At 60.6% G+C, this 24,011-nt stretch carries 17 protein-coding genes and 1 tRNA gene; 7 read left to right on the top strand and 11 right to left on the bottom strand.

Translation table 11 applies throughout. The features are described from left to right. Positions 1-36 precede the first annotated feature (36 nt). From CLV84_RS05415 to CLV84_RS05405, 3 genes are all read right to left on the bottom strand, one after another. Positions 37-1,356 (bottom strand): NAD(P)/FAD-dependent oxidoreductase, encoded by a 1,320-nt coding sequence (locus CLV84_RS05415; RefSeq protein WP_104418709.1) that lies wholly within the window; start codon positions 1,354-1,356, stop codon positions 37-39. A 314-nt stretch (positions 1,357-1,670) separates the two neighbouring features. Beyond that, entirely contained in the window at positions 1,671-2,432 is a 762-nt protein-coding gene (locus tag CLV84_RS05410; RefSeq protein WP_104418708.1) for a geranylgeranylglyceryl/heptaprenylglyceryl phosphate synthase, read from the bottom strand. 75 nt (positions 2,433-2,507) lie between these two features. Beyond that, positions 2,508-2,592, bottom strand: a tRNA-Leu gene (locus CLV84_RS05405). A 143-nt stretch (positions 2,593-2,735) separates the two neighbouring features. On the opposite strand from CLV84_RS05405, the gene CLV84_RS05400 reads away from it, so the two are divergent. Then, a complete protein-coding gene (locus CLV84_RS05400) occupies positions 2,736-3,365 on the top strand; it encodes an NAD(P)H-dependent oxidoreductase (RefSeq protein WP_104419511.1) in 630 nt (209 codons plus the stop codon). Positions 3,366-3,757: 392 nt separating this feature from the next. Here CLV84_RS05400 and CLV84_RS05395 read toward each other — a convergent pair whose 3' ends face one another. The 5 genes from CLV84_RS05395 to proB all read right to left on the bottom strand — a co-directional run bounded on the left by CLV84_RS05395 (position 3,758) and on the right by proB (position 9,025). Beyond that, entirely contained in the window at positions 3,758-4,807 is a 1,050-nt protein-coding gene (locus tag CLV84_RS05395; RefSeq protein WP_104418707.1) for an isoaspartyl peptidase/L-asparaginase family protein, read from the bottom strand. Positions 4,808-5,108: 301 nt separating this feature from the next. After that, positions 5,109-5,885 (bottom strand): ABC transporter ATP-binding protein, encoded by a 777-nt coding sequence (locus CLV84_RS05390; protein ID WP_104418706.1) that lies wholly within the window; start codon positions 5,883-5,885, stop codon positions 5,109-5,111. A gap of 10 nt (positions 5,886-5,895) precedes the next feature. Then, the gene (locus CLV84_RS05385; RefSeq protein WP_245911386.1) at positions 5,896-6,642 is read right to left on the bottom strand and encodes an MlaE family ABC transporter permease; all 747 of its coding nucleotides are present in this window, start codon (positions 6,640-6,642) and stop codon (positions 5,896-5,898) included. A gap of 71 nt (positions 6,643-6,713) precedes the next feature. Continuing rightward, positions 6,714-8,207, bottom strand: coding sequence for a right-handed parallel beta-helix repeat-containing protein (locus CLV84_RS05380; protein WP_104418704.1), 1,494 nt, complete (start codon positions 8,205-8,207; stop codon positions 6,714-6,716). A 29-nt stretch (positions 8,208-8,236) separates the two neighbouring features. Next, positions 8,237-9,025: a glutamate 5-kinase gene (gene proB, locus CLV84_RS05375; protein WP_104418703.1), complete on the bottom strand. Its 789-nt coding sequence runs from the start codon at positions 9,023-9,025 to the stop codon at positions 8,237-8,239. Between the two features lie 158 nt (positions 9,026-9,183). On the opposite strand from proB, the gene CLV84_RS05370 reads away from it, so the two are divergent. Both CLV84_RS05370 and CLV84_RS05365 read left to right on the top strand, forming a co-directional pair. Further along, positions 9,184-10,647 (top strand): ArnT family glycosyltransferase, encoded by a 1,464-nt coding sequence (locus tag CLV84_RS05370; RefSeq protein WP_170067582.1) that lies wholly within the window; start codon positions 9,184-9,186, stop codon positions 10,645-10,647. A gap of 47 nt (positions 10,648-10,694) precedes the next feature. Further along, positions 10,695-12,110, top strand: a complete 1,416-nt coding sequence (locus tag CLV84_RS05365; protein ID WP_104418701.1) for an ArnT family glycosyltransferase — start codon at positions 10,695-10,697, stop codon at positions 12,108-12,110. Here CLV84_RS05365 and CLV84_RS05360 read toward each other — a convergent pair. Beyond that, positions 12,107-13,021 (bottom strand): hypothetical protein, encoded by a 915-nt coding sequence (locus CLV84_RS05360; protein ID WP_146088723.1) that lies wholly within the window; start codon positions 13,019-13,021, stop codon positions 12,107-12,109. The genes CLV84_RS05365 and CLV84_RS05360 overlap by 4 nt on opposite strands. A gap of 252 nt (positions 13,022-13,273) precedes the next feature. Between CLV84_RS05360 and CLV84_RS05355 the strand changes: the two genes are divergently transcribed. Next, positions 13,274-14,602, top strand: coding sequence for a polysaccharide deacetylase family protein (locus CLV84_RS05355; protein WP_104418699.1), 1,329 nt, complete (start codon positions 13,274-13,276; stop codon positions 14,600-14,602). Positions 14,603-14,615: 13 nt separating this feature from the next. Here CLV84_RS05355 and CLV84_RS05350 read toward each other — a convergent pair whose 3' ends face one another. Beyond that, positions 14,616-17,684 carry an HYR-like domain-containing protein gene (locus tag CLV84_RS05350; RefSeq protein ID WP_104418698.1) on the bottom strand — a complete coding sequence of 1,023 codons (3,069 nt, stop codon included), beginning with the start codon at positions 17,682-17,684 and terminating at the stop codon, positions 14,616-14,618. Between the two features lie 280 nt (positions 17,685-17,964). Between CLV84_RS05350 and aspS the strand changes: the two genes are divergently transcribed. Then, positions 17,965-19,725 (top strand): aspartate--tRNA ligase, encoded by a 1,761-nt coding sequence (aspS, locus tag CLV84_RS05345; protein WP_104418697.1) that lies wholly within the window; start codon positions 17,965-17,967, stop codon positions 19,723-19,725. A 1,156-nt stretch (positions 19,726-20,881) separates the two neighbouring features. Next, positions 20,882-21,613, top strand: a complete 732-nt coding sequence (locus CLV84_RS05340) for a T9SS type A sorting domain-containing protein (RefSeq protein ID WP_104418696.1) — start codon at positions 20,882-20,884, stop codon at positions 21,611-21,613. A gap of 68 nt (positions 21,614-21,681) precedes the next feature. Here the strand turns inward: CLV84_RS05340 and CLV84_RS05335 are convergent, their stop codons facing one another. After that, entirely contained in the window at positions 21,682-22,179 is a 498-nt protein-coding gene (locus CLV84_RS05335) for a hypothetical protein (protein ID WP_104418695.1), read from the bottom strand. A gap of 118 nt (positions 22,180-22,297) precedes the next feature. Here CLV84_RS05335 and CLV84_RS05330 point away from each other — a divergent pair, with 118 nt between their 5' ends. Further along, positions 22,298-23,962: an ArnT family glycosyltransferase gene (locus CLV84_RS05330; RefSeq protein WP_104418694.1), complete on the top strand. Its 1,665-nt coding sequence runs from the start codon at positions 22,298-22,300 to the stop codon at positions 23,960-23,962. Positions 23,963-24,011 lie beyond the last annotated feature (49 nt).

Below are 24,011 nucleotides of genomic sequence, written 5' to 3'. Positions count from 1 at the left end.
ACGTGCACGCATTGTTGGATTGTGCGACCGTCGGTATTACTCTTCGATTTCCCCGACCCGTTCCGGGTCGAATTGGTTTTCCAACGATGGTTCCAGAACCAGCCTTACCGCCCGGTTATAGGTGACGTAATTGCTCGCCCAGGTTAGGAAAGTAAATAGGCGGTTACGCCACCCGATCAAGTAAAAGATGTGCACGAACGCCCAGATGAACCAGGCGGGAAAGCCATTCAAATGCACATTCTTCGGCAGATCCGCCACCGCGCGGTTGCGACCGATAATGGCCAGGTTCCCTTTGTCGAAGTACACGAAGGGCCGGGTCGGTTCCCCCTTCGCCAGGGCGTTGAAATTGCGGGCCAGCCGCTGCCCCATCTGGATCGCCACCTGTGCCACGCCGGGGTGTCCCTTCGGCCAGGAGTCGTTCGTGAGGAAAGCGATATCGCCCAGGGCGTAAACGTTGTCGTAGGCCCGTACCCGCAGGCGATCGTCAATTACGTAGCGGGCCTTGGTAACACTCCCCTCCCCCAGGCCCCGTATGATCTCCCCCGTCACCCCGGCGCCCCAGATCACCGTGGCGGTTTCGATGGTACTCCCGTCTTTGAGGGTAGCGGTACGACCGTCGTAATCGGATAGCAGGGTGCCGAACCGGAGCTCGACTCCCATCTCCTCCAGGTTACGGCGGGCATCGGCGCTACTCTTCTCGCTGAAGCCGCCGAGCAACTGATCGCTGCCTTCCACCAGCACGAACCGCAATCCGCCCATGGGGGTGTCCGGATAGTCCCGATCAAGTACGTGCCGCCGTAACTCGGAGAGGGCCCCCGCGAGTTCCACCCCCGAGGGCCCGCCGCCTACGATCACGAAGGTCATCAGCCGTTCCCGCTCCCGGGGGTCGTCGGTCATATCCACCTGCTCCAGGGTCTGAAAAATATGGTTGCGCAGCCGCCGCGCGTCGGGCACCGTCTTCAGCGGCAGGGCGTGCGCGGCCACGTTGGCGTTGCCGAAGAAGTTGGCCCGGGTACCGGTAGCCAATACGAGGTGGTCGTAGCGGATGGTGCCGGCCCCGGTGCGGATTACCCGCCGGTCCGGGTCGATGCCCCGCGCTTCCAGCATACGGAAGTGGAAATCCTGCTTCCCGCGGAAGGACTTACGCAGCGGCCCGCAGACGTCGGGGGCCTCGATGCCCGCGGTCGCCACTTGGTACAGCAGCGGGGCGAACGTATGGTAGTTGTGGCGGTCGAGCAGGACGACCTGGTACGCCCGGGTATCCAGTTTGCTGACGAAATTGAGGCCGGCGAAACCGCCTCCGACAACTACGATCCGAGTTTTGCTCCCGGGGGCGGGGAGGTTTACTGCATCCATGGATGGGGTACAAAATTTGGCGGTTTTCGTTCGCGGAAATTCATTTGGGCGGCGGGGCGCGGGTGCGTTGCCTTCCGCCCCGCGAGGTCCGTCCATTCCGCAATGTGCTCCCGTTACCGGATTGCGCACCGGAATCCTGCCGCGATGGAAAACGGCGGCATCGGGATACCTACCTTTGGTCCGCGCCTACCGAAAAACAACACAACCATCCTAGTAGACATGACGCAATACCCCGGCCCCCATGGCCTGATCAGGCGAGCCACGAACAAGCTGGAGCGGGCCGATTACGACCGGGTGCTGCCCCGGGCACGGCCTTAGCGTTTCAGGCCGACCGATTCCCGCCCGAACGAACTGACCTCGGCGGAGAGGCGGGGGAGCCAGTCCAGGTTACCCTCCAGTCCGTTACCCACCACGATCATGTCGGCCCCGGCCTGCAGGGCCTGCCGGGCCCGCTCGGGGCTTCGGATCCCCCCGCCGACCACGAGGGGAAGATCGACTTCCTTGCGGACGGCGGCGATCATCTCGGGAGAAACCGGGCGCAGGGCCCCGCTGCCGGCGTCCAGGTAGATCATGCGTAAACCCAGCTGCTCTCCCGCCAGGGCGGTCGCCGCGGCAATGGCCGGTTTATCCCCGGGAATGGGCGTGGTACCGCTCATGTAGGATACGGAAGTCGGCCGCCCCCCGTCGACGAGCATGTACCCCGTGGGAAACGTGGCCAGCTTCATTTGCTTGATGCGGCCGGCCACGGTCACGTGGTGGCCGATGAGCAGTTCCGGGTTCCGGCCGGAGATGAGCGAGAGCAGGAGGAGGCCGTCCGCCTGGTCGTCGAGCTGGTAAACCGAACCCGGGAAGAGCAAAACGGGCACCTCGGCGTGTGCCTTCAGCAAGCGGAGATAGTACTCCGATTGGGGTTGGTTGACCAGACTGCCGCCCCAGAGGAAGAAATCCACGAAGCCGGAGTGGCTGTGTTCCCCTAGCGTCTTCAATTTGGCCCGGGTGGCCTTATCCGGGTCGATGAGGACGGCCAGTAACTTGCGGCCAGATTCGCGGGCCCGGGTCAGTGCGCTAAGGATCATGCTTCAAAGGTATGACCGGCGGGCGGCAACTAAAAACGGCCCCGTTGCCGAAGCAGCGGAGCCGTTTATCAGGAGTGCCCAGGACAGGAGTCGAACCTGCACGTCCGTAATGGACACCAGCCCCTCAAGCTGGCGTGTCTACCAATTTCACCACCTGGGCGGGGTGTAGCGCGAAGCGGACGCAAAAGTAGTAAGTCCTAAGGGATTTTACAATGCCTGGGGTTTAAAAATTCATTGCACCCGCGCTCCGGCGCAAAACTATTGCTTGCCTCGCAAATTAATGTATATACAACAATGTATCCTATGCAACTGATTGAAAGCCTACGGTGGCGCTATGCTACCAAACGATTTGACGAGAACCGCAGGGTAAGTGATGCGGACCTGAAAAGCCTGGAAGAAGCCGTGAACCTGGCCGCAACCAGTTTCGGACTCCAGCCCTTCCGGGTAGTGGTCGTGAGTGACCCCGAATTAAAGGAGCAGCTCCGCACCGCCAGTTACAACCAACCCCAACTGACCGAGTGCTCCCACGTCTTTGTATTCGCCGCCATGAAAAAGATGCCGGCCGAGCAGATCGACCGCTATATGGACCGTACGGCCGAAGTGCGCGGCGTGCCCCGCGACCAACTTGATGACTACGCCAACTACATGAAGGGCTCGGTGGCCGGTAAATCCGTGGAATCGATCGAAGCCTGGAATAAGCGACAGGCGTACATCGGCCTGGGTACGCTGCTGGCCGCCGCCGCCGAACTGCGCATCGACACCTGCCCCATGGAAGGCTTCGACGCCGGTGAATACGACCGGCTTCTGGGCCTGACGGAGAAAGGACTGACCGCCACCGTCATCGCTCCGGTGGGTTACCGCTCGGAGGAAGACGCTACCCAGCACAAGGAAAAAGTGCGGGTGCCTTTGGAGGAGATGTTTACCGCGCGCTAGTCGTCCGCACAGCTTGCTGGTCGGCCGACGGGTCGGTTGGAAAAGCCCTATCGCGGTAGCTGGGCCGACGAGCAGTGAACAGCCCCATAACCGGTGATGCTGTTCGCGGTAGCTCGGCGGACCAGCAACAGTCGTCCGCACAGCTTGCTGGTCGGCCGACGGGTCGGTTGGAAAAGCCCTATCGCGCGGTAGCTGGGCCGACGAGTAGCTAGCAGTCCCGAGACCGATGATCCTTTTCGCGGTAGCTCGGCGGACCAGCAACAGTCGTCCGCACAGCTTGCTGGTCGGCCGACGGGTCGGTTGGAAAGGGGCTTATCGCGGTAGCTGGGCCTACGAGCAGTGAACAGCCCCATAACCGGTGGTGCTGTTCGCGGTAGCTCGGCGGATCAGCGTCACTTAGCCTCGTAAAACAGGATTTCCCGCTCCCCCCCGGCCTTCAGGTACCCGCGGTACATCCCCGGCGTATTGAACGGCATGACCACGTTACCCCGCGCATCCAGCGCGATCAGGCCGCCGGTGCCGCCTTTCTCGACCAGGGTTTTGTGAATGACGGCATCGGCGGCTTCCTGCAGGGTGGCACCGCCGTAGGCCATGCGGGCGTGGACGTCGTAAGCCACGGCGTAGCGGATAAAGAATTCCCCCCATCCCGTACAGCTGACGCCGCAGGTGGCATTATTGGCGTAGGTGCCGGCGCCGATGATGGGGCTGTCCCCTAGGCGGTTGAAGCGCTTGTTGGTCATGCCGCCCGTACTGGTCCCGGCGGCGATGTTGCCGTTCTTGTCGAGGGCCACGCACCCCACCGTACCGTGTTTCTGATCGACGTCGATCTTTTCCTGTTCTACTTTTTCCCCCTCCAGGGCGCGTTGCAGGCTCTGGAAGCGCTCCTCCGTATAAAAGTAGGATGGGTCCACGACCTCGAGACCCACGCCCGCCGCGAACTCCTCGGCCCCCTTACCGGTCAGCAATACGTGCTCGGATTGCTCCATCACGGCCCGGGCGGCGCTGATGGGGTGCTTGAGATTGGTGATGCCACCTACCGCGCCGGCTTCCTGGTTCTCGCCGGTCATGAAGCTGGCGTCCAGTTCGTTAATGCCGGCGTTGGTGAATACGGCCCCCTTACCGGAGTTGAAGTAGGGGCTGTCTTCCATCACCCAGATGGTCGCCTCCACGGCGTCGGCCGCGCTGCCACCGTCGCGGAGTACGGCTTCGCCCGCATCGAGGGCGGCATTCATCGCCTCCCGGATGGCGGTCGCCCGCTCGTCGGTCATATTCTCCTTCAGGATGGTGCCCGCCCCGCCGTGAATCACCATGGCGTATTCGGGGGCCTCCCCGATCTCCTCCAGTTCGGGCGGCGTATCCACGGCGGGTTCGCCGGTTTCCTGGCAGGCGTAAAGCAGCACGGCCATAATGAGGAGAAGCGAGGAATGCAGAAGGTGACGCATGGTGGTGGGGCTTGGTTACCGTAGCAAGGTAATGGATTTGCCCGGACGCTCCGAAGGCAAGGCAGGCTCCTGCGGTCCGGACGCTCGGAGGTGCAAGCACACGCCGAGGTCCTGGTGCTTTTCCGGCATCGACGAACAAAGGACCTCGGAGCGTCACCGGGCGATAGCCGGGGACTTGCGAGCGTCCGAAGGCCAATGCAGGTTCCTCCGAGGGTGCGGAGCCGCACTAACCAGCTGGCGAAGCCAGCTTGCTAAACGTCTACCCGGCAAAGCCGACTAACAAAACGGCGAAGCCCTTTTCCTACTCCTGAGCGTGCCGGGTCTTGAGAGCATCTTCCCGCAACCGCCGGAGAAACGGGCTGGCAAAAATGAAGTCCTGTAGTACCTCGCTGTCGCTTTCAAGCACCTGAGTCTTGTCGCCCTGCCAGGCGAGCTGGCCGTCCTTGAGCAAAACGATGTTGTCGCCGATGCCCATCACCGAGTTCATATCGTGGGTATTGATGACGGTGGTGATGTTGTTCCGATTGGTCAGGTCGCAGATCAGCTCGTCGATCAGGATACTGGTTTGGGGATCCAGGCCGGAGTTTGGCTCGTCGCAAAAGAGGTACTTCGGCTCCAGCACCATGGCGCGGGCGATGCCGACCCGCTTCTGCATGCCTCCGGAGACCTCCGAGGGAAAGCGTTCGTTGATGCCTTCCATGTTAACCATTTCGAGGCATTCATCGACCCGCTTTTCCTTCTCGGCCGCGGTCTTGTTGGTGAACATATCCATGGGAAAGCGAATGTTCTCCCCTACCGACATGGAGTCGAAAAGCGCGTTACCCTGGAAGAGCATACCGACCTTCATCCGGATCTGCCGCAAGGCCTCGTCGCTCAGGGAGAACAGGTCCGTATCGTCGTAGTACACCTTACCATCGGTGGGTTCGAAAAGACCGATGAGCAACTTGAGCAATACCGTTTTTCCAGCGCCCGAGCTACCGATGATCAAATTGGGCTTACCGGAGTAAAACTCCGTGGAGACGCCCTTTAGGACGTGGTTCTCGCCAAACGATTTTTCTAAGTTTTCCGTGCGGATCATGGTTGGCGGATTAGGTGAGGACGAGGGCGATTAAAAAGTCGAAAACCAGGATTAGTACGTCGCTGACCACCACGGCGCTGGTGCTGGCCTCTCCCAGTTCGATACTGCCCCCCTTCACGTGGTAGCCCATGTAGCAGCTGATGGAAGTAAGGAGAAAGGCAAAGACCGCCGCTTTCACGAACATCATGAATACGTAACGGGGCACGAAAAAGGAGCGCAGCCCCAACACGTATTCCGTATGGGAGATCGTTCCCGGCACCACCGTACTGAGGTAGCCCCCGATGATGCTCACGAAGGCGGATATCGCCACCAGCATGGGGATGACGACCACGGCCGCGATGATCTTCGGGAGAATCAGGTAGGCAGCCGTGTTTACCCCCATGATCTCCATAGCATCGATGTGTTCTTTCTGCCGCATGCCACCGATTTCCGCGGCCAAATTGGAGCCCACCTTACCGGCGAGCACCAAGCAGGTGATGGTAGGTGCCATCTCGATGATGGTGATGTCGCGGACGATGTAGCCGATGTAGTACGATGGCACGAAGCTGTCGCCGAGCTGGTCGGCAAACTGTACCGCCGTAACCATCCCAATGAAGACCGAAATGAGGAGCACGATGAACACCGACCCTACGCCGATGGCGTCCATCTGCCGCATCGTCTCCTTATAGTACATCGAGAATTTCTCCGGGCGGGAAATGGAGTCACGCAACAAGGTCACGTAACGGCCCAGATGGAAAAGCATATTGGTAACGACCATGAACTTGGGGGGGTGCGGGGTTGGGGTTACGGGGTTCGAGGTGTAACGCCGGGTCCACCGGATTGGTTTGCCTAGCCGGCCGGCTGCCACTCCAGCGCTCCGGCGTCCGGACTTTCCGTATCTCTTTCGTTACCCTCCAGGTCGCGGGGCAGTGAAGGCAGATAGACCCCCAGGTTGCGCGCTACGCTGAGGCTGTCCGGGCGGTAGTCATCGTCGCTAATCGACGCGAACAGCAAATTCCCGCTCTCCAGGTTATAGCACCCTTCACAGATCGTGGAATAAAAGTTTTCGTACAAGCCTCCAGCATCGTTCAGAAAGCGCTGGTCCGTACGTACCACGCTGTTGGTGATCCGGAGGTCGAAGGTTTGCGGGTCCTCCCGTGCGTCGACGTCGATCAGGTTGATTTCCACCGGACTGCCCCCCACCACGATGCTGTTCGCGATACGCGCGTAGAGGGGGGCCTGGAGGCAGTAATCTTCGTCCGGCACCGGGGCACAATTACTTAGGCTGAGCGCGGGCTGGGTGGAGCCGTAGTTGGCGACCGTACAGTGTTCCAGCAGGAGGTTCCCCCCTTTGATAACCTGGATGGAGTTGGTCTGATTGGAATGAAACAACGCGTTGCGTGCCGTCACGTCTCCCTGGTAGCTCACCACCGCCGCGCCGCTGCTGTTGGTGATGCGGCTGTTCGCCAGGGTGACTTCCGCGAGGCTGTCGACCGTCACCCCGATAATGGCGTTGCGGATCTCGGTATGCTCGATGCGGTTGCCCCGGCTTAACGGGCCGAGTACCAGCCCACGGTAGCCACCGGTGCTTTCGGCAAAATCCTCTTCCAACCGGTCCGTTGCCAGGATAATCGGGTCTTCCAGCGTCCCCAGCAGCTCGATCCGGCCGGCCGGCAGGGTATAGATGAATCCATCTTCGAAAATGCCCAGGCCACCGGGTTGTTCGTCGCGCTGCAGGCCGCCGTGAAAGTAGATGCGGGTGCCCGCCAACGCCCGCAGCACGCAGGAATCCACGACCAACGAGCCATAGATCACCGTAGGCAGCTCCGTTGGCAGGGTAAAGGTGCCGTCCTGGCAAATGGGCTGGACCAGGGTGCCCCGGTTAAATCCGTTGAGGTAAAGGGCGTTCTGGCCGTAGGCCTCTAGCGTAACCTCGTGCTGAAAATCACCGGTTTCGAAAAGGAGGCGATCCGTGGCAATGAACGGACTGACCTCCTCCGGTTCGGTCGGGTCCACCTCCACTTCCACGAAGACGAAGATGCTGTCTTGGGCGAAGATCACCACGTCTTCCACTTCCGGCCCCATGGTGCCATCTGCGTTGAAGGTGAAGGTGACCCCGGTTTCCCCGGCCACCGTGATGCGGTCGATCAGTACCGGATCGCTGCCGTCGTTGTATACGGTAAAGACCCGCGTGGCGCTGCCCCGGGCCGTAAACACGGTATCGAAGGTGAGGGTATCCAGGCTGAAGCGTAATTCGACGCTATCACCGGTGAGGTAATCGCGGTCCACCTCGCAGGCAAAGCACAGCGTCAACAGGACAACCAGTAGAATGGGGATACGCATACGGAGAATGGCGGATAAAGGGTAAGAACTCAGTCGGCAGCCGCGCTATTGTCCGTAGCCGCCACTACCGTACCGGGCCAGTCGTTGGTCGACAAATGGGAGAGGATGTTCGGCCGGCGACCGTTACCGATCAGTACGGGAATCCCCCCCGTGGCGGTTTCGCGGGCGATGCGGAGTTTCGTGGCCATTCCTCCGCGACCGCCGCTGGTGCGTCGGGCCTGTACCACGCCGTCGACACCGGTATCGTGGGCGGCTACCCGGGGAATGAGCCGGCTTTCGTGCCGGTCGGGCGGGCCGTCGTAGAGTCCCTCTACGCTGCTCAGGATCACGAGGGCATCGGCGCTCACCATCCGTGCCACCAGCCCGGCTAGTTCGTCGTTGTCAGTAAACATCAGCTCCGTCACGGCCACCACGTCGTTCTCGTTTACCACGGGCACGATCTCGTCCTGCAACAGCGCCCGGAAGCAGTTGAGCATATTGTCGTAGTGGAGGTCGTCGCGGAAATCACCCTTCGTAGCCAGCACCTGGGCACAGAGCAGCCGGTGGCCGGCAAAGAGATTGCGGTACAACTCCATGAGCCGGACCTGCCCGATGGCGGAGTAAACCTGGCGCTGCGCTACCGCCTCGTCGTTGGCACGGCCGGGCAGCAATTCCTTCCCGGCCCCCACCGCCCCGGACGAGACGAGCACGAGCTCCACCCCCCGCTGCTTCAGGTCCGCGATCTGGTCTACGAGGTTGCTGATGCTGGTGATGTCGAGCCGGCCGTCGGCACGGGTGAGCACGTTGGTTCCTACCTTGATGACTAGGCGTTGGTACATGGGGCAAAGGTAGTACGGTAGTCGGATAGCGGGTACTTCGGTAGAGAGATAGTCGGGCGCCGGGGCGCGGGAACGGATCACCGTCGGAACCCGACCCCGGGATGGTAGGCGCACAAATGGACCTCCTGGCAGCCGGGACTTATACTAAATTTGGTCCCATGTCGCTCCGCCCCTGGCCCACCTTGTTTCTCTTCATCGGGCTGTCGCTCCTGCTCCGCTGGGGCAGTTCCTTCATTTCCGTGATCAACCACGACGAAAGCACTTACCTGGTCATCGCCCGGGAGATGCTCAACGGGAAAGTCTACCTGCGCGACATCTTCGACACCAAACCCATCGGTGTTTTTTGGTTGTACGCCGGCCTGATCAAATTGACCGGGGGCAGCATACCGGGGATACGTCTGGCAACCCACCTCTTCGTGGCGCTGACGGCCTGGGCGCTGTACTGGGCCGGCCGCCGTGCCACCGGTAGCGACCGCGTGGGGTCGGCCGCCGGGATGGCTTACGTTTTCGCCTGCTCCCTCTTTTCCGATTACGGGTTGGGCCCCAACAGCGAGTTGTTCTTCAATTGCCTGACGGCCGCCGCCCTCGCGTTGGGCATTGCTCCCCGCGCCCCGGCGCCCACCGCCGACCCGCCCCGCTGGCACTGGCCGGCGATGGGCCTGCTACTCGGAACGGCGGTAATCATCAAGCCCTTCGCCGCCGCGGAGAGCCTGGCTACCGGACTGTTCGCCCTGTGGTATTACTGGTGGCGACGTCGGCAAGTGGTGGTGGGCCTGCTATCCGCCGCCTGGCTGGTGGCGGGCTTTTGCGTGCCGCTACTCGTGGTCTATGCCCATTACCTACGTCTGGGTATGGTGGATGAACTGCTGTATTACACCTTCACCGTCAATAGCAGGTACCCGGCGGAACTCGCCTGGTACCTGCGCCTCCAATTCCTGGGCGAATACCTGCTCCGGTACGCCATCCTGGTGATTCCGGCTGCCGTAGCCGTCCACGCGGCGTACCGTCGGGGTACCAATCGGGTATGGCTGTACTACCTACTGGTGTATTTCGCGCTGGTAGCCATCATGATCCTGAGTCCGGGCAGGCGCTTCGGCTACTACCAGGTTCAGTTGCACCCGGCCCTGTGCCTCCTGGCGGCCGCCTTTCTTGACGAGCGAGTGCAGGCCTGGGGGGGAGTCCGCCGGTGGCTGTCACGGCGTGTGGTGGTTTACGGGTTGACCGGCCTAGCCGCCCTGCTTGGGGTAATTCACTACGTGCGCTACACCGGCAAGACGGACCGTCCGGAAATGATCGCCGATTATTTCCGGGAACGGCTGGCCCCCGAAGAGCAATTCTTTAGCGTGACCAGCCATCAGATCAGCTATTACTTACTCGACCGGGACGTGCCTACGCCCTTCGTACACACCGCCCTTATGTTTTATCCCGAGTACGTACGCACCTACCAACTGGACGAGCGGGCGGAAGCCGAAAAACTGTTGGCCAACTCCAAGCTGCGCTACGTGGTGCGCCACCCCGGGGATCCGGCCTTCTTCACTCCCCTGACCGACCGCTTGCTGGAAGATTTTACGCTGGTCGACAGCCTGGATGCCCAGCTATACATTTACGAGCGGCAGGATTGAGGGCCCGGGCGGCATTACCTTTGATGGCTAACGCCCGCTGATTACCCATGCGCCACCGCCCCTGGATCGTTCCCGTACTCTTCTTTATCCTCGCCGTAGCGATCCGCTGGGGCAGCTTTTCCGTTTCCGTGATCAACCACGACGAAAGCACCTACATCGTGGGGGCCGACGAGCTGCTGCGGGGGGAGATTTACCTGCGGGACGTGATCGACACCAAGCCGATCGGCATCTTCTGGCTGTATGCCCTGCTCATCAAGCTGACCGGCGGCAGCATTTGGCTGCTGCGGCTGGCCGCCACGGCCTTCGTAGCCCTTGGCGCATGGCTGCTCGCGGTGGTCGCCGAACGCGCTACCGGAAAGCCCGGGGCGGGCTACGTGGCCGGCACGGTGTACATCATTATGTGCAGCGTGTACAAGTTTTACGGCGTGTCGCCGAATACGGAGATCTTCTTCAACGTCTTCACCATCGGCGCGGTAGCCGCTACCGTGGTAGCCCCCCGTAAGCGCTGGTGGCTGGCCGGTTTGCTGCTGGGGGTAGGTTTCGTCATCAAACCTTTCGTGGCCGCCGAGGCCCTGGCGATCGGCCTGTTTTTGGTATGGTGGTACCGCCGCCAACCGGCCCGCATGGTCGGGCATGGCCTGGTACTGGTTGGAGCTTTTCTCCTGCCGGTAGCCGGCGTGGTGGCCTATTTCGCTCAACTAGGCATGCTCCCCGAGCTCTGGTTCTACACCTTCGAGGTCGGCTCGGCCTACCCCATCGATCTGCCGTGGTACCTGCGGCTGAAGTATATGGGCGACTATTTGCTGCGGTACAGCCCCTTCTTTTTGCTGGGCGTCGTAGCGCAGGTACGGGGCCAAGTCGGAAAGCAACTGCCGGTCTGGCTCACGTACCTAGCCCTGCAAGCCCTCCTGGTAAGCGTCGTCGTACTGCTGACCGGGAAGCGGTTCGGCCATTATCAGGTCCAGCTCCATCCGGTAATGGCCCTCTATACGGGCACCTGCGTGGGGCTGGTCTGGAGCGAGGTTCTCCGCCGGCGCTGGGTACCCTGGGCGGTGGCCGTCGTGAGCATCGGCCTCGGCATCGGGCACGCCTTCTACTACGCCGGCAAGGATGACGAGCCGCGGATCATTGCCGACTACCTGCGGGACCGCCTGCCGCCGGGAGAAACCTTTTTTGCGATCAACGGATTTCAGATCTCCTACCACTTGCTGGACCGTCCCGTGCCGACCCCCTACATTCACTCCTCGCTGCTCTTTTACGACCACCACGCCCGCGCCTTTCGCATCGACGAGGCGGCGGAGGCCCAACGTATTCTCGCGGATACTACCGTCACCTACCTGGTGGGCCGTAAAGATGATTCGGAAGCGACTACGCTCCTGGGGCGCACGCTCATCGAGGCTTTCGAGCCCGTCGGCGACATCAACGAGGACCTAAGGGCCTGGAACCGTAAAAAACCGGACTAACGGCTTGCCATCCACCGCTCCGACCGTTCGCTCGCGTCCATTCCTTCCGGAGGAGCGTAGGTGCTAGGGTAGCCGACGGTCTTCGCCGCCAGCCAGGCCTGCAGCTTTCTCAGGGTGGAGCTCGATTTACGGTACAGCGGAAACGCCCGGAAATCCACGCCCTGCGTTGCCGTGATCTGTTCTTCCGCTGACGTACCGAGCAGGTGATGGCCTAAAAAGAAGGTTCCGATCCGGTCGGTCCATTCCCGTTTGTTTCCCCAGTAATGGCCGATGACCGAGTTAGCGACCGTAAGTCCCCCGGCCTCCGCCAGGGCGATGGACAGAGCGTACTGCTCTACCAGGCGTCGGGTAACCCCCGCGGCGCACATTTCGTCACAAATGCGGAGCGCCAGGTCGACCGCTTCCCCCGCCAAGTGCGCGGAAAGGCCCACCACCCCGGCATTGTACATGAAGTGGTGGTCGGTGAGGGAAACCCCGCCGAAAGTTTTCCCCTGGGTCTGCCGGCCCATTCGCCGCTCGGTGGAGGTTGGTAAGGCGGAGGGGAGCCCTTCCAGCGCGTGCATCAAGTGTACCCCGTTGTCCAGTATGCCAACCATTTTAGCCGGCGGGGCGAAACAAAAGGTGTCGGCGTCCAAATACAAAAGGTGTTCCCCGGGGTATTCCGTGGACAGTTGTCGCAGTGCGGCGATCTTGATACGCCAGAAGAAGTCGTGGGCCCCTTTCCATTCGGCGAGTGTATCCGGCTCCAGGTACCGGGTAGACACCCGGTCGCCGAGGAACTGATAGAAATGGGGAGCATCGGTCCACACGACGATTTCTCCCGGCCGGTGCGCCAACAGGGTCATGGCGGAAAAAACAGCCTGCTGGTGGACCGTAAGATCGGTGCCGAAGGTGAGGTATAGGGTAACCACGGAAATTGACTCTACGGAGGGATAGGTGGCAAAGCGCCGTAAAGATAGGCTTAGCGGGTCGGTACGGCCTTTTCCGGGCGGGGCGGTTGCCAACTGTTCATCGCCGGACAAGCGGGGGAAAAGGTCACACCGGCCCGACGGCGGTCGGTGTAATTTGGCTACCTTTTGCCCGTTCCCGCTTTCTCCCGCGCTCCGGCGCAATAATTGCTTTCAAGAGGGTCGTATCGCCCCAGGTTTCAAGTTCTACGCATCATGCCGCTTCGTCTCTCCCTTTGCCTCCTGCTGGCCGTCAGTGTGCCATCCACGTTCGCCGCCCAGGCCCCCGGCCACACCGACATCACCCGCTGGCAAGGCGACAAAACCGGTGCCGTCTCCCTCACCTTCGACGACGGCATCATTACCCAGTTCACGGTGGCCCGGCCCATTCTGGATAGCCTGGATATGCAAGCCACCTTCTACGTCATCACCGGCAAGATCCCCGGCTCCTTCGGCGGTCGCTTCATCGGGCGCAACCGGGAAGACATCCTCCGGGAAGCCGCGGCAGTACCGACCGATTCGACTACCTTCTTCGAGCGGGCCTCCCTCATCGCCTTCACCGGTACGAGCGAGGCGGTCGACTACCACACCCGGGCCGGGGAAGCCTACGAAGGCGGAGGGAAAAAGCAGGCCTACGCCCTCATGGACGAGGCCTACCAAAAGCTGCTGAAGGGAAAGCTCCGCGACACCGATGCCGTGGTCTTCCACGACAACGCGGTCGACACCACCACCTGGGCCGACTTGCGCCAGTACCAGTCCGACGGCCACGAGATCGCCAGCCACACCGTCACCCACCCCAAGCTGGCCGTACTGGACGAAGCCAACCTACTGTACGAACTGGAGCAAAGCCGCGACGACATCAAGCGCTTTCTCGGGCCCGCGGCCACCTTCTCCGCCGAAGGCCCCTACGGAACCGAGGACGAGCGCGTCATGGAATACGCCCACCGCGTCTATCCCGCCCTGCGCAACCGGATGCCGGCCCCCTACCTGGCCGAACTGAATCGGGCAAGCCGGTTGGCGCCGGGAGCGCAGGAACGGGAATACGTCCAGTGGCAGCGCGGCCCGACCGACGGCACCAGCCTGCAAACCATGAAAAGCTGGATCGACACCACCCTGGCCCACGATAACGTCTGGCTGGTGGAAGTCTTCCACGGCGTCGATGCCTACGGCTGGGCGGCCCGCCCCGGAGCGGAGCTGCGGGAATACTTCACCTACATCAAGGAGCGGGAAGACCGGTTGTGGATCGCTCCCTTCGCCACCGTAACGAAGTACATGCGCGAGCGGGAAGCCACGACCGTGAGCAGCCAGTACAGCGAGGGTACGATCAAGGCCACCCTCTCCGGCAAGCTCGACCCCGCCGTTTACAACGTACCCCTCACCTTTAAAACCTACGTACCGGACGGCTGGCAGGCCGCCACCCTGCGCAACGTCAGCGGCCCGTCTTCGGAACGCATCCTGTCGGTCGAAACGGACGAAAACGGCAGCTTCGTCCGCTACCATCTGCCCCCGGACACGCCGGGTTGGCTCATCCGTAAGTCCGAATGACCGCAGGTAGCGCCTACCGCTTTACCAGTTTGAAATTTTCGGTAGGGACCACCCCGCTGAGTACCAGTACGTAGGTGCCGGCGGGGAAGCCGCTCAGATCGATCTCCTCACGGTACTCGCCGGCCGCTTTTTCCAGCAGGCGATCGGTCAGCACCCGGCCCTGCAGGTCGGTGACCCGAAAGCGTACGGCGCCGGCCGCATCCTGCCGGTAGCGAACGTAGGCTACGTCTTCGGTCGGTACCGGGAAGACCGTTGACCGGGAGAGCAGCTGACGACCGCGAATGCTTACGACATTGCTGAAGTTTACCGTGCCATCCGCATCTACCATCCGCAGACGATAGTAAGTGAGGACGTCGGGAGCCGCGTCCCGCGCCTCGTAGACCCCCGCCCGCTGCGCGGGCACGCCGATAAAAGCTGCATACGTTCGGCCGTCGGTCGATCTCTCGATGAGGTAGTGGGATACGCTCTCTTCGCCGTCCACCCACCACTGCAAGGATACACCTCCTCCGTTGCTCACCGCCGTGAAATCCACCAGCGTAGCCGGCATCGCGGTCAGCGAAGTGGCCCCGAACTCGGAAAAGGTCGTCGTGGTAAATTCGAGATACTGGGCGTTAGCGTTGACTCCGCCGGTAGCCGAGGGAATTTCCAGGGAATAATCGGTCCCCGTACTATTGTCCAGGTCACAATCCTGATTGATGTCGGAATAATGCGTGATCACCAGGTCGGACCAGCCGTTGCTTTCCGAGCGGGCGGCATTGAACTGACTTAGCTCCTGCGGCCGGTAATAGATGCGGACTTTCACCCCCCCGTTGTTAGCATACGGCCCGGAGCCGTTTTGGGGCGAGATGTCCATGTACCGGCCCAGTACCTCGCGGCGGGTGAAGGGGGCGCGGCGCACGTCCGCGTAGTCGGTGACGCTGACGTTCACATCGCCCAGCTCATTCCCGTTCGGGTCGATTTCGACGACGAGGTTGCCGGCGGGGTCGAGCACCCGGTGGCGGGCGAATCCGTGCAGCCCTCTGGCTACGACGGTAGTACATTCGTCACTGGATTTCCCTACGAGTCCCTTCCAGTTCTTCCCGGGGTCAAATTCCTCGACCCCGATGTCGTCGATGAGCACCCCCGCCCCCCCGACCGGCCCGGTCGCTTCCAGCACAATGCGGTAATCCCCCTCGGTAGGTACGGTCCAGATCAAATTCACCTGTTCGTAGTTCGCCGTTAGGGCGACGTCGGCAAATAATTGTTTTACCTCCGAATCATCGGCAGCGTCAACCAGGTAGATCCGTAGCTTTTCATCTTGGCTACCGGGCAATTGACGGTGGTAAAAGGACATCAGATACTCCGTGCCGGTAGTCAGTGGGAAAGCGGGGCTGAGCAGCTGATCGTCGTGGTCGGCGGATACCGCGGGCCCGAGCAGAAAAGCGCCGCTGCCGGAAAAGGACAGGGCGGAATCCTCGTGGGTGGACCAGCCACTGGCCGACCCCCCATTGACGACCGTCCAGCACGCGCGGCTGGCGGTGCTTACTTCTACGTCCTCGGTGAAGGGTAACGTTAAACCGGGAACGACTACGTCTACGGTTTGCGTAGCGGACGAATAATTGCCCGCAGCATCGGCGAAGTGCCATTCGACGGAGAAGGTACCGGCAGCGGAGAAGGTAATCGCGTCCGTACTCCGGACGGTGATCGCTCCCGTACAATTGTCCGTTGCGCCGGGCGTCGGCAGGATCACCGGACCATCACAGGCGACCAAGCGGGTCGCCGCCAGCGTATACCGCGGTTCGAAGGCATAGAGGGCGCCGGCCTTACTGGCCGCGCCGGTCTGCCCGTTGGCACCAATGATGACGGATTTGCCGTCAAAGGCGATACAGGACCCAAAGTAGCCCTTTGCTTCCACGGTGCCGTCGTCGATGGGAAAGTCCGACTCCGCCGCCCAGGAAGACCCATTGAACACGAAGAGGTGGGCCTGCCCCGATTGGTTAAGGCCCTGCGTGCCCTTCGCGGCACCAATCACGGCGGAGTCCCCACGGAGTTTCAGGGTGCTTCCGAAACTACCGCCGTAGGATCCGCCGCCCACGATCTTCTGGCTCTGGTTCCAGCTTCCGGCCTGCTCTTCAAAGGCGTACACGGCACCGGCATTGGTGCCCCCGTCGTCGTCGCGGTTGGCACAGACCAGCGCCCTGCCCCCATCGATGCTAACGGCAAAACCGAACTGGTCCGTCCCCCCGAGGCTGCCGCCGTACAATTTTGCCGTTTCTACCCAATCCGAACCGGAATACTTCCAGATGTAGGCGGCCCCGGCGGCGCTGGCCAGGGTATTATCGCGGTATGCCCCCACGATGAGGGTTCCGCCGCTGACGTCTACGCTGCTTCCAAACTGTTGTCCGGTTACCGCGTCCGAGCTTTCCAGTTTTTGCTCCAGGTAGAAATTCGTGCCCACCAGGCGGTAAGCATAACACGCTCCGGTGTTACTGTAGGCACCGTCTACCCCACTCGCCCCTACGAAAAGCCGGTCGTAGGTGGCCGCCAGACTCTCCCCGAACTGATCCCCGGCAGCGCGATCGGCGGCTACGACCTTTGCGACTTGAAACAAATTTTTTCCCGATAGCGCGAAGCCGTACACCGCCCCGGCATTCTTACCTCCGGCATCGTGGTCCGGTGCCCCCACTACGACGTACTGCCCGCGAATGATGACGCTCGTACCGAAGCGATCCCCGTCCTTGGCGTCGCCCGGCACTACCTTGCCGACTAGCTGCCACCCCGTAGGCGCGCGGTGATATACGTAGGCGGCGCCGGTCACTTTTCCACCGTTGATGTCCTGGGGTGCACCGACCACGGCGTAGTTGCCGTCAATGTCCGCACTACTCCCTAAGGAAGCCGAAGCGACGCCGTCGGGTGCGGTGAGGCGTTCGAGCTGTCGCCAGCCTCCGGCGGCTGCTCCATCCGGTACGGGGGGCTGATTATCGGAGCTACAACTGAAGTCTTCGCCGGTGAAACCGGGGTACGCGAATACGGTGCTCGAGAGTAACAGGACGCCCATCCATACGAAGAGCGGCATCCACCGGCTGGTTTTAAAAAATAGCATTTGTTGCAAGGTCGTTCCACAGATACAAATGGTTGATAAACAGCCATTGGTATCTGCAAATGATCAATAACGATCCAGTAGGGCCGTATTGGGCGGGGGTGTCTTGCTACTTAAACGAAATGCGCCCACTATTATTTAGAAGCCGAAACGAAGTCGGTGATCTTGCGGGGAGCCAACCACGATTCACTAATCGCCACAGCCAGCGCCAGTACGCTCAACGTGGAGTCGGGGAAAGAACTACCAGACTGATGTACCTTTGCCGCCCCAAAAGACAGCGACCATGTTCCGTACCCACAACTGCGGCGAGCTCCGCCTCACCGACGCCGGCACCGAAGTAACCCTCAGCGGATGGGTCCAGGCCGGCCGCGACTTCGGCGGGCTCACCTTCGTGGATCTGCGCGACCGCTACGGCATCACCCAGGTGGTCTTCGACAGCGATGACGACGCCCCCCTCGCCGAACGGGCCCGGAAACTCGGCCGCGAGTGGGTCATTCAGGTAAAGGGATCAGTCCGCGAACGCACCAATAAGAACCCGAACCGCCCCACCGGCGACGTGGAGATCCTGGCCCGCGAACTCATGGTGCTCAATAAATCGAAGGTGCCGCCCTTCACCATCGAGGACGAGACCGACGGCGGCGACGACCTGCGCATGAAGTACCGCTACCTCGATCTGCGCCGTAATCCTCTCCAGCAGAACCTCATCTTCCGCAGCAAGCTGGCCCTGGCCGTCCGTGCCTACCTGTCCGCCCAGGGCTTCCTGGAAGTCGAAACCCCCAACCTCATCAAAAGCACGCCGGAGGGCGCCCGCGACTTCGTCGTTCCCAGCCGCCTCAACGAGGGGCAATTCTACGCCCTGCCCCAGAGTCCCCAGACCTTCAAGCAACTCCTGATGGTGGCCGGGTACGACCGGTACTTCCAGATCGTCAAGTGCTTCCGCGATGAAGACCTGCGCGCCGACCGCCAGCCCGAATTCACCCAGATCGACTGCGAGATGGCCTTCGTCACCCAGGAAGAAGTACTGAATACCTTCGAGGGCCTCACCCGCCACCTGTTCCAGGAAGTCAAGGGCATCGATCTCGGCGAATTCCCCCGCATGCCCTACGACGAGGCCGTGCGCCGCTTTGGCTCCGACAAGCCCGACCTCCGCTTCGGTATGGAGCTCGTTGACCTGAACGCCGTGGCCCAGGGTAAAGGCTTCCAGGTGTTCGACGGCGCGGAGCTGGTGGCCGGCATCTGCGTACCCGGCAAGGCCGATCTGAGCCGCAAGCAACTCGACGCCCTTACCGACTGGGTGAAGCGCCCGCAGATCGGCGCCAAAGGACTAGTGTACGTCAAATGCAACGAGGACGGCAGCTTCAAGAGCAGCGTAGATAAATTCTTCGATCAGGAGGCGTTACAGGCGTGGGCGGCGAGCGCAGGTGCAACGCCCGGTGACTTGCTCCTGGTCCTTTCCGGCGACGACGAGAAAACCCGCACCCAGCTGGGTACCCTGCGGCTCCACGTAGCCCAGGAATACGACATGATCCCCGCCGGTGCCTTCCAACCGCTCTGGGTGGTCGACTTCCCCCTGCTGGAGTGGGACGAGGAGTCGGAGCGCTTCCACGCCATGCACCACCCCTTCACCAGCCCCAAGCGGGAGGAGATCGACCGCATGCTGACCGGCGACCACGATACCATGAAGTCGCTGAAGGCCGATGCCTACGACCTCGTCATCAACGGAGCGGAGATCGGAGGTGGTTCCGTACGGATCTACGACCGCGCGCTGCAGGAAAAGAATTTCCAGCTCCTCGGCTTTACGCCGGAGGAAGCGGAGGAGCAGTTCGGCTTCCTGATGGGGGCCTTCGAGTACGGTGCGCCGCCCCATGCGGGCATCGCTTTCGGTTTCGACCGCCTCTGCGCGGTGATGAACGGCAAGAGCTCGATCCGCGACTTCATCGCCTTCCCCAAGAACAACCAGGGGCGGGACGTGATGATCGACGCGCCGGCCGCCATCGACGCGAAGCAACTGCGGGAACTGCATCTGAACGTTACGCTGGAGTAGGATAGCTCCCTTCCGAAGGTTGTCGGGGAATGTGGGGCGCTTCCTTCCAAAGGGTCGCGCTGCCCGGGAGTCAACGATGGCCGATATGAACCGGACCGACTATTCGCCCCCGGTAAAAAACGAATATGTTAAAAAGCCCCAATGGGGAAAATAAAGCGGGTAAAATTTAGGATGGGTGAACATCGAAGCCGTAATATTGTATTGTAATCAGATCACACGCCTTGATCGCGTAGATCCACGAGTTAAATGACTTTTGTTATTAGCTTCTACCATATCAACAGTTTTACATCGCTGATATTCCGGTTTTAATGCCATTCGGTTTATCCGAACCTATATCCGCGTGTATATACCTGTTGCCAAGATTTTACGACACTGAACAACACAAATTTTCCCCCTCAACACAGGGATTGTCTACTGTTCGGTGATGGATGCAAGTGCCCCATATGGGATGCCTGTGTTTTATCGCCTATTTACCGTTTATGTCAGCGCTGACTTTTTTTACGTATTCCGACACGACACTTCGACACACTATTTTGGCTACATAACACTATTGGACACTTCGATATTGACACGTTGAACAACACTATTTTACATTAAACGAACATACCGCTAGACATTTTCATTCCTCCGGCTTTTGCCCCCAGGAGGGGAAGGAAACCGAATGCCCTGTAATGTCTGGCGGTATGCTATCGGACACTTCGGTATTGACACGTTGAACAACACTATTTTATTTAAACGACACTTGATAACACCTTTTTTCGACACTTACGAACGACACCATTCTTTCAAACACTATTGCGACGGATAAACTGATAGGCAGTTTTATTCGGTCTTCCAATAACAACACAACACGACGATGAAATTTATTAACCTTAGGGTGCTGCTCCTCGCAGCGCTGTTCGCTCCCGTTGCTATAATGGCACAAGAAGATAGTTGCGACTGTCAAATTTCCCGCACAAAGGAAAATACAGATTTCTACAGCAGTGCGTGCGATACGCCTGATGAAATTTGCTCCCTGACTTTGAATGAAGGGCTTAATAGCATCAACCTAGAACGATTCGAGGACCTCCGTGGGATCACCGTTACCGTATACGGCAATGTCAATCCAACATTTTCAGCATCCACGCTTACCGATAGACTGACAAGGTTTACTCTGATGAAAACTAGTAATAACCTACACATCGAGTACGATAAAGGCAAGTACGATAAAGGCCCACGAACCAAAAGCTACCACCTGTTTGATAACAAGAACTTTGGCACAGATCCAGAACAATGGCCCAACAATAGTGTGGATTACCTGAACTATCTGCTGGCCCAGTGCAGCGGCACCTGCACCCTCGGCGACCCGAAAATGTCATCAGCAGCGCCCGTGACCCTCATGTCCTGGACGACCGAGGCCTACGACGACCGGGTAGAATTGAACTGGGAAACGGCCGACGAAGAGGACAATAGCCACTTCGTCATCGCCCACAGTACCGACGGTAAGGAATTTTCCCCCGTGGCCACGATCGGCGGGCAGGGTACTACCGGTCTCGCCAGCACTTACCGCTACCGGCATGAGAAGCCGTCGGTGGGCACCAACTACTACCGCCTCGAGCAGTACGATTTCGACGGCACCCGCACCGAACTCGGCGTGCAGTACGTGGCGTACCGTCAGACGGAGACGGCGCCCCTCAGCCTGAGCCCCAATCCCGTCGCTTCCGGTCAGCAACTGACCCTTGACCGGGCGCTCGGTGAGGATCTGGATGTAGAAATCTACGCCCCTAATGGCAGCCGGGTGGGCACCTTCCAGGTACAGGGCGGGACTTTCCGTGTACCCCAGCTGGCTCCCGGCGTCTATACCCTTCGCCTGAACGACCGCGCGGCCCGCTTTGTCGTAGCTCGTTAGGAAAAGGACGACTACCGTAATAATGAATTGCCGACGGCCCTGCGAACACTCGCGGGGCCGTCTTTTATTTACCGGGTCCGGCTCGTCATTCGGTAGACCGCCCGAAAATCGTCATCTGCCTGGCCGTCCTGGTCCTGATCCACCCTGCCGGTGAGCTCGAGGCGGTCGTTTTCGAGTTCGTAGGCGTAGGTATAGGTGATGTTCGGCTCGATGACCAGCAGGCTATCGCCGGTCACTTTCCAGATCCCGTTCGTGATGTTAGCTACCTCTCCGGAACGCAGCCGGTAAGTTCGCCGGAGCTTTCCGTTCGGGGTGAATTCGGTACTGGGGGGCCTGACGCCGTAAACCTGCCCCCAGTCCGCCTCCCGGATGTGTTCTTGGTAGGCCGTATCCGCACCCATGTACGTAGCGTAGTCGACTTCCAGCTCAACGGTTTCCCAGGTACCGGGCAGCCGTTCCGCCAAATTACGGTCATCGGCCGCGGTGGCCGGTTCGTGTTCCGTACCGCCGCAGGCGGACCAGAAAAGCAAGAAAAAAAACAGCACGGGTGGGGTGAGGTACTTCATGGACCCGCAAAGATGCGAAACCCGGAAGAAAAAATTCGCGTTCCGGCTTACGTCAGCTCCGTACCGGAAGGCGGCAGAAGGGTGGTACGGGACGGTGTGAGCTGCCTACCTTCGTTGGATGTTATCCCAAAGTGTCCGTGTCCGGCCCTATCACTTGTTGCTCGCCTGGCTGTTGCTGAACATGCTACAGGCGGCGTTCACCCCCCTCGACCCGGACGAAACCTACTACTGGATGTACGCCGGCCGGCTGGACTGGGGCTACTTCGACCACCCCCCGGCCGTGGCCTTGCTGATCGCACTGGGTAAAGACTGGCTGCCGGGTAGCCTGGGCCTCCGGTTCGGCCACGTGCTGGCGGGCGGAGCTACCCTGACCGCGATCTACTACCTGGTCGGGCGACCGCGGGGAGTTGCGCTTTGGACCCTCGCCGCCCTCGCGTTCGCCCAACCGATGCTACAGGTGTACGGCTTTATCGCTACGCCGGACGGTCCGTTGCTGCTCTTCACGGCGCTGTATTTGCTGGCGTTCCGGAATTACCTGCAGCGACTGGATTTGCCGTCCGCCCTCATCTGGGGGGTGACGATGGCCGGCTTGCTCTATAGCAAGTACCACGGCCTGATGCTGATCTTCTTTACCGTTTTACCGAGTCTGGTGTACCTGATCCAAAAACCTTCGGCCTGGGTAGCGGCACTAACGGGAGCTTGTTTGTTCCTGCCCCACCTCTACTGGCAGTACGCCCACGATTTCCCCTCCTTCCGCTACCACCTCAGTGGGCGGGACGACCCCTACCAGTTCAAGTTCACCACCCAGTACCTCCTCAATCAGCTGCTCATCTTCAGCCCCTTCCTCCTCTACCACTACTGGCTGTCCTTCACCCGGGTCCGCCCGCAGGATCGTTTCGGACGCTCACTCCGGTGGCTGGTGGGGGGGATGCTCCTCTTCTTTCTCTACTCCACGACGAAGGGCCGGACGGAGGCCCAGTGGACGGCATTATTATCCATTCCCCTAGTGTACATCACCTTCCGGGCGGTGGAGGGCTTCCCCGAATGGCGGAAAAATTTGCTTAGACTCTGCTGGCTGACGGGAGGGATTCTCGTGGTCGCCCGATTATTATTGATGGCACCCCGGGAGTGGTTGCCCTTCGAGAAACCCTTCGACCACCAGCCCTGGGTGGAGCGCTTACAAACTATCGCCGGGTCGGAACCGGTAATCGTAGAGAACAGCTACCGGTATGCTTCGCTCTACGAATTCTACAGCGGCGGCAACCCGAGTTGGACGTTCACCGACGTAGCCTACCGACCAAGCCAGTACGATATCTGGCAACGCGACACCGTGTATCACAACCAGCCGGTATGGCTACTTGGGCAAGGGAACTGGAAATTTTCCGGTCAGGAGACCTTCCGGCCGCAGAAGGGAGAACTCCGCCTGCGCCGGATCGAAAACTTCCAGGTCATCGACGACGTGGCCCTGGAAGCCGGGTTCCCAACCGGAAGCGACGACTCGCTACGGGTTTACGTTACCGCGCCGCGGGAGGTCCGCCTGGATGGCGACCTGCCGATCGACCTCTACCTCATCGACCAGGAGGAGGATGGCGCCTACCGCTACCAACGATTATATAATTTGTCCGTGGACCGCTTGCTCTCCGGAAAGCGCACCCTTCTCTACGCTGGCCGCATCCCCGCTGGTTTTGCGCCTACCGGCACCTCCGTTCTCCCCACAATCGGGCTGGGCTATCGGGGCATGCCCCCCCTTCGCGATCAGCAACTGACCTACCTGCCGGAATAAGGTGCGTCCGGAACCGGACAATTTCACGTAGGTAGTTGTACATCGGACC

Source organism: Neolewinella xylanilytica (genome assembly GCF_002934605.1).
Lineage (GTDB): Bacteria > Bacteroidota > Bacteroidia > Chitinophagales > Saprospiraceae > Neolewinella > Neolewinella xylanilytica.
Note: the sequence above shows the minus strand (reverse complement) of the source record. Positions and strands in the feature narration are given on the sequence as shown.

Bases quoted from the DNA above. Each gene is read 5' to 3' on its own strand.
- CLV84_RS05415 (WP_104418709.1), bottom strand. From the start codon at position 1,356: ATGGATGCAGTAAACCTCCCCGCCCCCGGGAGCAAAACTCGGATCGTA.
- CLV84_RS05410 (WP_104418708.1), bottom strand. From the start codon at position 2,432: ATGATCCTTAGCGCACTGACCCGGGCCCGCGAATCTGGCCGCAAGTTA.
- CLV84_RS05400 (WP_104419511.1), top strand. From the start codon at position 2,736: ATGCAACTGATTGAAAGCCTACGGTGGCGCTATGCTACCAAACGATTT.
- CLV84_RS05395 (WP_104418707.1), bottom strand. From the start codon at position 4,807: ATGCGTCACCTTCTGCATTCCTCGCTTCTCCTCATTATGGCCGTGCTG.
- CLV84_RS05390 (WP_104418706.1), bottom strand. From the start codon at position 5,885: ATGATCCGCACGGAAAACTTAGAAAAATCGTTTGGCGAGAACCACGTC.
- CLV84_RS05385 (WP_245911386.1), bottom strand. From the start codon at position 6,642: ATGGTCGTTACCAATATGCTTTTCCATCTGGGCCGTTACGTGACCTTG.
- CLV84_RS05380 (WP_104418704.1), bottom strand. From the start codon at position 8,207: ATGCGTATCCCCATTCTACTGGTTGTCCTGTTGACGCTGTGCTTTGCC.
- proB (WP_104418703.1), bottom strand. From the start codon at position 9,025: ATGTACCAACGCCTAGTCATCAAGGTAGGAACCAACGTGCTCACCCGT.
- CLV84_RS05370 (WP_170067582.1), top strand. From the start codon at position 9,184: ATGTCGCTCCGCCCCTGGCCCACCTTGTTTCTCTTCATCGGGCTGTCG.
- CLV84_RS05365 (WP_104418701.1), top strand. From the start codon at position 10,695: ATGCGCCACCGCCCCTGGATCGTTCCCGTACTCTTCTTTATCCTCGCC.
- CLV84_RS05355 (WP_104418699.1), top strand. From the start codon at position 13,274: ATGCCGCTTCGTCTCTCCCTTTGCCTCCTGCTGGCCGTCAGTGTGCCA.
- CLV84_RS05350 (WP_104418698.1), bottom strand. From the start codon at position 17,684: ATGCTATTTTTTAAAACCAGCCGGTGGATGCCGCTCTTCGTATGGATG.
- aspS (WP_104418697.1), top strand. From the start codon at position 17,965: ATGTTCCGTACCCACAACTGCGGCGAGCTCCGCCTCACCGACGCCGGC.
- CLV84_RS05340 (WP_104418696.1), top strand. From the start codon at position 20,882: ATGAAAACTAGTAATAACCTACACATCGAGTACGATAAAGGCAAGTAC.
- CLV84_RS05335 (WP_104418695.1), bottom strand. From the start codon at position 22,179: ATGAAGTACCTCACCCCACCCGTGCTGTTTTTTTTCTTGCTTTTCTGG.
- CLV84_RS05330 (WP_104418694.1), top strand. From the start codon at position 22,298: ATGTTATCCCAAAGTGTCCGTGTCCGGCCCTATCACTTGTTGCTCGCC.